General features: G+C 37.7%; 12 protein-coding genes. All 12 read right to left on the minus strand.

Going from position 1 to position 11,114, the window contains the following annotated elements; genetic code table 11:
* Positions 1 to 114: 114 nt before the first annotated feature.
* Positions 115 to 1,137, minus strand: coding sequence for a vancomycin high temperature exclusion protein (locus ACJML3_RS03735; RefSeq protein ID WP_406020742.1), 1,023 nt, complete (start codon positions 1,135 to 1,137; stop codon positions 115 to 117).
* A gap of 8 nt (positions 1,138 to 1,145) precedes the next feature.
* Positions 1,146 to 1,430 (minus strand): DUF493 family protein, encoded by a 285-nt coding sequence (locus tag ACJML3_RS03740; RefSeq protein WP_406020744.1) that lies wholly within the window; start codon positions 1,428 to 1,430, stop codon positions 1,146 to 1,148.
* On the minus strand, positions 1,430 to 2,617 hold the full coding sequence (locus ACJML3_RS03745) for a serine hydrolase (protein ID WP_406020759.1): 1,188 nt from the start codon (positions 2,615 to 2,617) through the stop codon (positions 1,430 to 1,432). The genes ACJML3_RS03740 and ACJML3_RS03745 overlap by 1 nt, the downstream gene beginning before the upstream one ends.
* A 124-nt stretch (positions 2,618 to 2,741) precedes the next feature.
* Positions 2,742 to 3,749: a septal ring lytic transglycosylase RlpA family protein gene (locus ACJML3_RS03750; RefSeq protein ID WP_406020746.1), complete on the minus strand. Its 1,008-nt coding sequence runs from the start codon at positions 3,747 to 3,749 to the stop codon at positions 2,742 to 2,744.
* Positions 3,749 to 4,768, minus strand: a complete 1,020-nt coding sequence (gene mltB, locus ACJML3_RS03755) for a lytic murein transglycosylase B (protein WP_406020748.1) — start codon at positions 4,766 to 4,768, stop codon at positions 3,749 to 3,751. Before mltB ends, ACJML3_RS03750 begins: the two co-directional genes overlap by 1 nt.
* A gap of 14 nt (positions 4,769 to 4,782) precedes the next feature.
* Positions 4,783 to 5,931: a rod shape-determining protein RodA gene (gene rodA / locus ACJML3_RS03760; RefSeq protein WP_406020749.1), complete on the minus strand. Its 1,149-nt coding sequence runs from the start codon at positions 5,929 to 5,931 to the stop codon at positions 4,783 to 4,785.
* 4 nt (positions 5,932 to 5,935) lie between these two features.
* The gene (mrdA, locus tag ACJML3_RS03765; protein WP_406020761.1) at positions 5,936 to 7,861 is read right to left on the minus strand and encodes a penicillin-binding protein 2; all 1,926 of its coding nucleotides are present in this window, start codon (positions 7,859 to 7,861) and stop codon (positions 5,936 to 5,938) included.
* Between the two features lie 218 nt (positions 7,862 to 8,079).
* Positions 8,080 to 8,550 (minus strand): 23S rRNA (pseudouridine(1915)-N(3))-methyltransferase RlmH, encoded by a 471-nt coding sequence (rlmH, locus tag ACJML3_RS03770; protein ID WP_219936226.1) that lies wholly within the window; start codon positions 8,548 to 8,550, stop codon positions 8,080 to 8,082.
* On the minus strand, positions 8,550 to 8,903 hold the full coding sequence (gene rsfS, locus ACJML3_RS03775) for a ribosome silencing factor (protein WP_406020752.1): 354 nt from the start codon (positions 8,901 to 8,903) through the stop codon (positions 8,550 to 8,552). Before rsfS ends, rlmH begins: the two co-directional genes overlap by 1 nt.
* On the minus strand, positions 8,893 to 9,624 hold the full coding sequence (gene nadD / locus ACJML3_RS03780) for a nicotinate (nicotinamide) nucleotide adenylyltransferase (RefSeq protein ID WP_406020754.1): 732 nt from the start codon (positions 9,622 to 9,624) through the stop codon (positions 8,893 to 8,895). The genes rsfS and nadD overlap by 11 nt, the downstream gene beginning before the upstream one ends.
* On the minus strand, positions 9,624 to 10,727 hold the full coding sequence (locus ACJML3_RS03785) for a DNA polymerase III subunit delta (protein ID WP_406020755.1): 1,104 nt from the start codon (positions 10,725 to 10,727) through the stop codon (positions 9,624 to 9,626). The genes nadD and ACJML3_RS03785 overlap by 1 nt, the downstream gene beginning before the upstream one ends.
* A gap of 11 nt (positions 10,728 to 10,738) precedes the next feature.
* The coding region (locus ACJML3_RS03790; RefSeq protein WP_406020757.1) for a hypothetical protein at positions 10,739 to 11,114 on the minus strand (376 nt) is incomplete at its 5' end.

Consider the following 11,114-nt stretch of genomic DNA (forward strand, 5'->3'; position numbering starts at 1 on the left):
ATTGTTAAGGCTAACAGACGAGTAAATTCTGTGGCTTCAAAAAGAGGTGTAGTTGATGAAATTTTAGTCAGAAACTATAAATAAAATGCTCCTGAAAAGGAGCATCTATCTTCCTTATTCTCTTACAGAAATGCTTTCTTCAGCCTGCTTTTGAGCTTCATCTAGAGCTTCATCTTTCTGTGATGATAAAAGCTCTTCTTGCTGATTAGAAAGCATGCTATCTGCAATTGGTGTTTCTGGATTAAGAGTTTCATTAGCAGGAGCAACAGCAGTGTTGTTGATGTTTAATGAAGCCTTTATGATTTTTTTTGAATCAGTAGCTTTCTTTGAAAGTGGCTCATATACAGCAATTCTTTTCTGAATTGCAAGCATCTGAGCATTATCAGAAATTTTTTTGATTGGTGAGGTTTGCTTTACAGGCTTGCTTGATAACTGTTTTGGCAGTGAACTTTTACCGATTCTAATAGGATCGCCTAGGAATTTTGGCTGTGTATCTAATATATAGATATCAAGCACGCACATAATACGAGCAAAGAATTCTCTAATACCAATACGGCTAATAAATGATCTTTCAGGTGAGATTGCATTGAAACCAACAGCATTGAGATCATATTTATCTGCAATAAATAGTGCTCTTTCATTCTGGAAATCCTGAGAAATAAAAGTTACTGATTTTTGCAGAAAAACTTTTCTTGCTCTTACTACGCTATCTAAAGTTCTGATGCCAGCAAAGTCAAAGACGATTCTATCGGAAGGAACACCTGCTTTTACAAGCGCCTTTCTCATCAGTCTAGGCTCATTGTATGATTGATGCTGATTATCACCTGATACCAGAATATAGTCGATTTTACCTGCTTTAAACAGCTGAGAGGCTGCCATAATGCGGTATGTGAAATATTCGTTACTTTCACCATCAGAATATAGTGGAGAAGTGCCAAACAGCAGACCTACACGATTATAAGGTACCTTTTCAATGCTTTCATAGGTCTTAAAGGCATAGCTTGAAATTCTGAATGAACCTAAGACAATAAACAGAATACCAAGTGTGCATAGCAAAGCACACAGGTAGGCAATTGCTTTAACAAACCTGGAGAAATCACTAGAAAATTTAAATTCGTTTAGATCTGAATATGACACGTTCAATCCTATATTATGTGCTTTACACAGCCTAAAGAGCCAATCTTTGTATAGATTGCCTTCAGATTGTCGATATTTCTGACTTTAACGGACACAGTATATGATACGTAGTTGCCCTTTGAGCTGACTCTAGGTTCTGGATTTCTGTCCTTTATGGAGTCAGGTTCAATAGTGTCTACAACTTTAAGTACTTCCAAAAGAGCATTAGATACACTTGCATCGACGATAACTCTAAAGCCGATAACACTTGGAAATTCTATTAGTTTTTCAAGTTTTGCGTACTGATCGCTCATTATTTGTTCTCTTGTGTCTGATCTTCAACTGATGCATCTGAATCATTGAAGAATAAATAAATCTTATCCCAAAGCTTGCCAAAGAAACCACATTCTTCAACATCTGAATTGCTTATGAGATCTTTTTTAGCGATGATGGTGTTATCAAGTTTTACCTCAAGTTCACCAAGCTTCTCTCCCTTTTTGATTGGAGCTGTAAAGATTGCCTTGTTAAGCTGATAACCAACTTTGAGATCCTTGCTACGACCTCTAGGGATAAGAACAGTAAGATCACTGTTAATTGTAAGATCAACAGAGTCTGCTTTTCCTAAGCGAACTTCACGATTTAGCAATGTTTTATTGCCTTTTATTGGAGTTGTGAGTTCAAAGTATCTAAAACCGTATGTTAAAAGAGCTTTATTATATGCAGCTCTTTCCTTTTCAGACTTACAGCCGATTACTGAAGATACAAGACGCATATTTTCATTTGTAGCTGAGGTAACTAGGTTGTATCCTACCTGAGATAGGTGACCTGTTTTAATACCGTCAACATTTAATGACTTATCCCATAACAGACGGTTTCTGTTGTACTGTTTGATACCGTTGAATGTAAACTCTTTTTGTGAGTAGATTGGATACTCATTTGGAAGATCTCGAATGATAGCACGTCCTAAAAGTGCCATATCATAAGCAGTAGAGTAGTTCATCTCATCAAAAAGACCGTGAACATTTGAGAAATGGGTATTCTTAAGGCCAAGTTGTGCTGCATAGTTGTTCATTACAGAAACGAAGCCTTCCTGTGTTCCTGCAAGATGTATAGCCATTGCAACACAGGCATCATTACCTGACTGAATAATAATTCCTCTTACAAGATCACCAACAGAAATTGTCTTGCCAACCTCGATGAACATTTTTGAAGAATCAGTATATTTCTTTGACCAGGCATCTTCAGAGATTGTTACGTTATCATCCATGTGCAGACGTCCTGCTTTTAACTCCATACCGATAACATAAGCTGTCATCATTTTTGTAAGAGATGCAGGCCAGATCTTCTCATGAGGATTCTTCTGGCAGATAACACGACCAGAGTAGTAATCCATAAGTACCCATGATTGAGCATCAAACTCTGGTGGAGCTGGAATTACAGTTGGTGCAGGAGCATTTCCTGTTACTGCTGCTGTCTGTCCATTCTGAGCATTTGATTTCATATTTGCAAAAGGATTAGGAATATCCTCTGCATATGAATTTGAACAGATGGCGATAAGACCTGATAATAAAGTTAATTTTAAAGTATTTGCAAATGACATTTTTTTTAGCCTAAATCTTCAGATATTACATTCGTTTGATAAAACTGTCAGTATAGCCCTTACGTCTGATTGTGTTAAGAGCATTTTTTGCTGCACTTTCTGTAAACGGACCTACGAGTACACGATTAATATTTCCCTGATTGGAAATAATCACATTGTATGGAAGTCTGTTCTGTACGCTTTGTTTAATCTCAAGTGCCATTTTATCAGAGTTGCATGCAACTAGCTGTATGTACACACCTTTGACTGCAGAGACAATGTCAGCAGCTGAAATATTTGTCTTTTTGTACAGAGCATCCCTAACAGCAGCAATAGCTTCTGCCTTATTCTTATAATTAGGAATCTTGCTGATTGTTGTATTTTTTGTTGATGATGGTAAAGTCAGAGCACCAGGGCTTCCTGTAGAAGGAGTAACAACACTTCCACCTGGAGTACCTGTTGCATTGGGAATATAACCATTTGGCATAACTCTTAGTAGTTCGATTCTTACTTTTGTTGTGCCAGAGCCAACCATATCAATAGCTCTTGCAGAACCTTCTGATAAGTCAATAATTCGATTATCAACAAAAGGTCCACGATCATTTACTCTCACGATAACCTTTTTTCCGTTTCTAAGGTTTGTAACCTTAAGATAGGAAGGTAGTGGAAGATTCTTATGGGCTGCAGTATATCCTTTCTGGTTATAAACTTCTCCGTTTGAGGTCTTTTTACCATGAAAACCAGGACCATACCATGAGGCTGTACCTTCCTCAACATAGGAAGTTGCACCTCTCCATACCATATAATTCTTACCTAGTACTGTATAGTCTTTGTTGCAACCGTTTGATCTTTGTGCTTCATAAACCGGTTTTGCACCACCTACACCTTGAATATCCACTAAAGATGTCTGTGCTTTTGGTTTTGTGCAGTAAGGTCCACTGCCTACATGACAGCCGGAGCTTGAGTAGTAGTTTGAATATGAACCACCAGATGAACAGGCACAAAGTGCTGAAGCAAGAACACTAATGATTACAATATTTTTATACTTTTTCATTAAGGCTTGCGACTCCTTTTTGGCACATAGATTCCTTGTTGTCTCTTTTTCTTTTCAACACCCATTGCAATATATTCAGAGAGTTCATATACAGCTCTTGCATAAAGCTTAGATGTATTGTATCTCATAATTGAATGGAAGTTATTAAGACCTACAGCGTAACCTTTGCTGCCATCTTCTTGATCAAAATCAAAGAGTCTGATTTTCTGATCTGTAGATAAGTTTACCTTGGTTGTTACACCTGATTTGTACAGTTCATCTACACTAAGATCCCAGCCTTTATCCATTAGCTTTTTAACATCAGCATTGTGGACATGGGCAGGATAATAGATGCCTCTGTTTTGAGCCCAGCCGTGACCTTTAAAGTAGCTTGCTACAGAGCCTATGGCATCGTCTGTATCATCAAAAAGGTTAATCTTTCCGTCGCCATTAAAATCTACTGCATAATCAAGATATGCTGATGGCATGAACTGACCATATCCCATAGCTCCGGCATAAGAGCCTTTGATATCGTCATAGTTCCAACCCTCGCGTTTTGCCAAAGCTACAAATCTTGCAAATTCCTTTGAGAAGTATGCTTCTCTTTTTGGATAGTTAAATCCTAATGTGTACAAAGCGTCAAGAACTCTGAAAGTTCCTTTGTGTTTACCAAAATAGGTTTCTACGCCGATAATTGCACAGATGATTTCTTCAGGAACACCAAATTCATTTGATGCTCTATTAAGAGTTTTTTCATTCTTAAAATAGAAATCTACACCAGCATTAATTCTTGAAACTGTAATGAAAATCTTTCTGTACTGCCACCAAGGTTTTGCCTCACCTGGTCTGTTCATGGCATTAATAATTTTCTGCTCAAGCCTTGCCTGTGATAATGCGTTTTCAAGATCTGATCTGTCAATTTTTGCATATGCAGCAAGTTCATTAAGGTCAGCTTTAGCGTGTACCTGTGTGCTAAAAGTCATAAGAAGAGCTGAACATAGCGCAGTTTTTGCAGCCTTCTTAAATAATCTAGAAAACAAGACTTCCTCCTTTTTTAATCTTGTCTGAAGATAGATCCTTTCTTATGAGTCTGAATTGACATAATCATGCCAAAACAGATTGTTAGTGTAATCATGGCAGTACCTCCGTAACTGATAAGTGGCAGAGGCACACCAACAACAGGAAGAATACCTGACACCATTCCGATATTCACAAATATATAGAACATGAAGGTAAACGTGAAACTTCCACAAAGAATTTTTTCAAAATTATCTTTTGCATTCAGGGTTATAAGAATACATCTTCCTATGATAAAACAATAAAGTGACATTAGAATTAGGAAGCCAACAAGTCCTGTTTCCTCTGAAAGAACTGCAAAGATAAAATCAGTATGAGGCTCAGGTAAAAAATCAAGCTGCGACTGACTTCCCTGAAGCCATCCTTTTCCGTAAAGACCACCAGAGCCTATAGCAATTTTTGACTGAATGATGTGATAACCAGCACCAAGTGGATCAGAGCTTGGATCTAAAAGGGTGAAAACACGTTGTTTTTGGTAATCGTGTAGAACAAAATTCCACATAATAGGAAGAGCACCTGCTCCTACTACTGCACCTGTTATGATCCACCACCATGAAAGACCTGCAATAAAAATTGCAATAAATCCTGCGACTGCAACAAGTGTGGCTGTACCAAGATCAGGTTGCATCAGAATAAGCGCAGTTGGTACAAGTACGATACCAAAAGCGAATACTGTATTAATAAATCTTGGTGGAATTGCGCTTTTTGATAGGAATGTTGCTACAGTAAGAGGCATAACAACCTTGAAGATTTCTGAAGGCTGAATTCTGATAATTCCAAGGTTCAGCCATCTTTGTGCACCTTTTGAAATATCTCCAAACAGTTCAACGAGAATAAGCAGGACCAGTCCTAGAATATAAAGATATATTGATACCTTTGCATAATACTGTGGCGGGATCTGAGCTACAAGAATCATTAAAACGAATGCGGCAAAAGTTCTTGTGCACTGACGCATAAGCATATCAAATTCCTGTCCTGATGCTGAATACAGTACAAACAGGGAAAAGCACAGTGCTAAAAACAGACCGAACAGTAAAGGCAGATCGATATGATGTCTTGAAAAAAAGGTGCCTCTGATTCGGTTAGAGTTAACCTGACCTAAAGTTGTTTTATCCTGATTACTCATAAAATTATTGTAAAACTACAGTTCCGCCCATACCGAACTTCACGACTTCTGGTTCATCTCCCATGTAGCCGTTAGGGTACAGATCAATTAAATATTTATCTATCATAGCTCTTGCAATAGGAGCTGCTTTTGTAGAGCCACCACCTTCATTTTCAAGGATAACAGCTACAAGAATTCTTGGTTTCTTAAATGGTGCAAATGCAACGAACAGAGCGTTATCTCTGTGCTCAGCCTTTAGTTTTGATGCATTGTACTTTTCGCCTTGCTTGATGGATACAACCTGTGCTGTACCAGATTTGCCTGCAGCTTTATATTTTGCACCGAAGAAAGCTCTTCTACCTGTTCCTTCAGGTCCGTTTACAACAAGGTACATACCAGATGCACATACATCAAAATAATCCTTACTTTCAACCTTGAGAGTATCCTTTGATTCTTTCTGCTTGTAGTTTGTTATCTTTGAAGTTAAAGGATCGATAACTTCCTTGAGCAGATGAGGTGTTCTTGTAACTCCTCGGTTTGCAAGGGTTGAATGGGCCTTTGCTAGCTGAATAAGAGTAGATGTCCAGTAACCCTGGCCGATACCAATAGGAACAGTGTCACCTAAATGCCACTGCTGATTGAACCTTGCTCTTTTCCATTCTCTTGAAGGGTTAATTCCAAGTGATTCTTCGTACAGATCGACTCCTGTTGTGCGGCCAAAGCCGAATCTGTCCAGATAGTCATGAATTCTGTTAATACCAGCTCTGTATGCAAGATCGTAGAAATATGTATCTGCAGATATTTCAATTGCTCTGTACAGATCCATCCATCCGTGTCCCCATGCTCTCCAGTCTCTGAACTGATGAGTTGAACCTGGAAGTTTGAAGTATGGAGGTCCAAAGAATGGAGTATTAGGAGAAATTAGTTTTTCATTTAATCCCATTACACAAAGAAGAGGCTTAACTGTAGATGCAGGAGCATAGCCACCTTGTGTCGCACGATTAATTAAAGGTCGTCCTGGGTTATTGATAAGTCTTGCATATTCTCCATTACGGATACCACGAACAAAAGGATTAGGATCGTAGCTTGGATTTGAGTACATAGCCAGAATTTCACCGTTTGCAGGATCAATGGCGATAACGGCACCTTTCATTTTTCCGAAGATTTCCTGAGCATAGTACTGTAAACGTATATCGATTGTAAGAGTCAGATCACGACCAGGCTCAGGAGGATCATACTTTAATGTTCTAATGATCTGTCCGTGGCTGTTTACTTCAACCTTTGATGAACCTGTCATACCGTGAAGATAATCTTCATAGTATTTTTCAATACCGAGCTTACCAATTTCGGTTGATCCTTCGTAGTTATCAAGTTTTCCTTCCGCTTGAAGTTTCTTTACGTCCTTTGTGTTGATTCTTGACACATAACCTGTAGTATGTGTTGTTATATCTGCAAATGGGTAGAATCTTTTCAGATTTGCCACAACCTGGGCGTTTGGATATTTGTATGAATTTACAGCAAAACTAGCAATTTGCTCTTCTGTCAGGAAGTTTGAAAGTTCAACTCCGGAGAATCTCTTTCTTGTTTTTGATTCATATAAAAGGCGTTTGATTTCCTTTTCTGATAACCCAAGCTCAAGAAGATTTGACAAAGAGCGTATTGTTTTTTCTGTATTAATCTGACGGTTTGGGTACATCACAAGGTGATATACAGGAGAATTTTCTGCTAATACCACATGGTTTCTGTCATAGATAATTCCTCTTGGAGGAACTACAGGCATAACCTTGATGCGGTTTTCATTTGATCTGGTCTGATAATCCTTAAAAGAGATGATCTGCAGATAGTAAAGATTGCAGAAGAGAATAATCACCATTAAAACAGCAATACCACAGCAGACAAAGACTCTTGAACGAAAAACTGCATTTTCAAGTTCTTCATTTCTCTCATTCAGATTATGTGTCTGATGGTATTTTTTATTTTTTCTAAAGCTGAAAAGCTCGCTTTCTCTTCTGTGCTTATTCAAGTGAAACAATTTTTTTTCTGTCTTGGCGGAGGATTATTCAAATTTCTTTTATTTCAAGAGTATATTCTACAATTAAAGACTTATGAACAGTGTATTTTTTTCACATACATACTCATATTTTGCAATAGTGGTCACTATGCGTTTTTCTATTCTCGATGATAGGGCAGATTTGCAAAGATAGAATAACCTCTATAAACAGTTTCAATCAGGAAAACTCTGACTAATGGATGTGGAAGAGTAAGTTTTGATAATGACCACAGTTCATTTGCTTTTTCTCTGATTTCATCAGTTAGACCATTAGGTCCTCCGACAAGTAAAACCACATCACAGCCAAGTTGCTGCCATTGGCCTACCTTTTTTGAAAGCTCAATGGAAGTGTACTGTTTTCCACGCTCATCAAGGGCAATGATATAGGCCTTTTTTGGAATGGCCTCTAAAATGAGTTTTGCTTCAGCTTCCTTGGCTTTTTCTTCTGAGCCTTTAGAAAATCTCTTGCAAGGTGGGATCTCCTGAAGTTCAAATTTCATTTCTTTTGGAAATCTTTTCTGATAATCCTCAAACGCTGTGGTTACCCATGATGGCATTTTTGTACCTACAGCAAGAAGAATAATTTTCATTAGGCTTCTCCAAGTGCCATACAGTTGAACAGATCGTCAAGCTCGTATCTGCGTCTTACCTCATCTTGCATGATATGAACCATTACCTCACCAAGATCTGCAATAACCCATTCGCCGGTCTGTTCTCCTGAGAGTGTAATATGTTTGTAGCCAAACTCGTACAGTTTGTCTTCTAGTCTTTTTGCAATAGCACTTACATGTCGGTTTGATGTTCCTGTGCAGATAACGGCGTTATCACAAAGAGAGCTTGCCTTTGAAACATCAATATTGACGATGTCATGTGCTTTGCTGTCTGAAAGAATTGAAAGGCATCTGTCTAATAGATTTTCTGTATTATGATTTTCAGTCTGCATAAAGTCTGTTTTCCAAAATATAACGTGTTATGCTTTCAGGAAGATGCTGCATAACATAAAAATTGCTGTCAAATTCTTTAAAATTTTCAAAATTCTGCAAAGAAATACTGTATTTTTTATAAAAATCTTTAAAAATATCTCGAATTTTACTTGAAGATATATCAGTAAATTCTTTTTTAAGATAAATGATTTTAGGTTGTTCCAAACTCTTTATCTCACTGATTTTTTTCATATCAGACAAATCATCTATTTTTCCTTCAAGCTTTACTATTCTGTCGGATAATTTCTCTGTAACGGCACTGTTAGACCGTTCAATACTGTAACCTGTTCTGTCGGTTACAACAAGGTTACAAAGATCAGGGATCTGCAGACCCTTGTACCATTTATCAAGATAATTGAATGAATCCATTCCCATGCAAAAGTACAGAGAATCATTTTTAAACTGCTGCTTTAATTCACTGATAGTATCAAAACTGTAATGAGGTATGCTGTCGTCCTGTTCTACCATGCTTACAGTTATATAAGGTAAGTTTGCAACAGTTTCATTTATCATATCCACTCTGTCTTTAAAGGAAACATGACAGGTTGTTTTGTGAGGGGGTAGAGCATTAGGAATTAGAATAAAACGGTCAAGACTAAGCTTTTTGTATATATAGTTCAAAAGCTCAATATGATCGTTGTGAAGTGGATTGAAAGAGCCACCTAATATACCAATATGCACTACAGACTCCTAAGAGATCTTACTGCACTGTTCTGAACGGATGCTGCCATATTTTCTAGATGAAGAACAGCTTCGTTCTCATTGAAGGCAGACAGAGCTTTTGATGCTAATGACAGTTCCTGTACAAGGTAACTGTACAGATCGTTATTCATAAGTCTTGCAGCCTTGATGATGAAATCGTAGGTTGCAGGAAGGTATATTTCAAGATTTCTGAAATAGGACTGCTTCTGTATGAAAGAAGGATTTGAATTTAAAAATGACTTATCATTTTTAAGTGCAGCTACAGCCTTTAAACTCTTGTCAGAAGACTGAATAATTCCAGAAAGAGTTACAACACTCTGAGGACCTGATTCCATAAGTGAGTGTAATACAGCTATTGCCTTGTATGAATCAGGTTTTAAAACATTATTTATAAAATCAAAACCAGAATGTCTTGTATCCTCTTCAAGGAAACTTTCCACCATCTGCAAAGTAACGTTTGCTCCTGGATACTGTACACAGATGATTTCAAAAAACTGGATGATTGCACCTAGATTTCCGTCAAAGGCAATTCTCAAAAAATCCACTGCATCTCTATTCATTGTAAGACCTAACTCAGAAGCCTTACTTATAATCCATGCAGGAAATTTATTCTCGTCGGGCGGATATATAACCTCGATACTACCGCCAATTCCTTTGACAAATCCAAGAGCTTTTTCTGTTGTAGCCTTATCCTTATCTTTTGCACTTGCAGTTGAATAATCAAGAGCCTTAGCATCAGCTAGCTTTTTGGTTATTCTTCCTGTTTCGACAATGCATACAACTCCAGGTCTTGATCTTGAACCTAATAGAGTAAGAACCTGATTTGCAATTGATTTTAATTCACCAAGGTAGATTTTTATGATTCTGTCTCCACCAAACAGACCAGGATCTAGCAATTCATTTTCAAGCATTGAAAGGTTAGCTTTGCCGCTTGTGCCAAAATCCTGTTGAGTAAATACCATAAGAACAGGATCATTGAGTGTAGCTCTAGCCTGCCTTACTAATGCATCAGAACGCTCCTTTTTTAAAAAAGGATCATCACTTGAAATGATATATACCGGTGCAAGTGGCTGATTAGGCATTCTAACCTCGGTTATAAGGATGAATCATCAAGTTCAGGGGCCTGATGTGGCAGATTGACTCTGGTTTTTGGAAGACGATATGAGCCTTGTGAATTTAAAATTTTTGAACCGTTGTTAAGTTCGTTTAATGAAACGCTACTTGCGTTCTCTCTTTCTTTATTATCCTGTTCTGTCAGAGCTTCGTATAAGGTAAGATTACCACCCTTTTCTATGACGATATCGGAGTTGTTCTCACCTTCTGCAAGTAACAGCTCGGCAACAGTCAGATCAGGAGAGTTTGGATCTGTCTGTTTTCCAAGATAGTTGATTCTTGAGATTAACTGATCTGAAAGTTCTTCATAACACTCATGTCTTATGATGTTCTGCTCGTTAGTTGATGCAAGGGTG

The sequence above is a fragment of the Succinivibrio sp. genome (assembly GCF_045124615.1).
GTDB classification, from domain to species: domain Bacteria; phylum Pseudomonadota; class Gammaproteobacteria; order Enterobacterales; family Succinivibrionaceae; genus Succinivibrio; species Succinivibrio faecicola.

Excerpts from the sequence above, each read along its gene's own strand:
- ACJML3_RS03740 (WP_406020744.1), bottom strand. The coding sequence starts at position 1,430 with ATGAGCGATCAGTACGCAAAACTTGAAAAACTAATAGAATTTCCAAGT.
- ACJML3_RS03785 (WP_406020755.1), bottom strand. The coding sequence starts at position 10,727 with ATGCCTAATCAGCCACTTGCACCGGTATATATCATTTCAAGTGATGAT.
- rsfS (WP_406020752.1), bottom strand. The coding sequence starts at position 8,903 with ATGCAGACTGAAAATCATAATACAGAAAATCTATTAGACAGATGCCTT.
- rodA (WP_406020749.1), bottom strand. The coding sequence starts at position 5,931 with ATGAGTAATCAGGATAAAACAACTTTAGGTCAGGTTAACTCTAACCGA.
- ACJML3_RS03745 (WP_406020759.1), bottom strand. The coding sequence starts at position 2,617 with ATGAAATCAAATGCTCAGAATGGACAGACAGCAGCAGTAACAGGAAAT.
- rlmH (WP_219936226.1), bottom strand. The coding sequence starts at position 8,550 with ATGAAAATTATTCTTCTTGCTGTAGGTACAAAAATGCCATCATGGGTA.
- ACJML3_RS03750 (WP_406020746.1), bottom strand. The coding sequence starts at position 3,749 with ATGAAAAAGTATAAAAATATTGTAATCATTAGTGTTCTTGCTTCAGCA.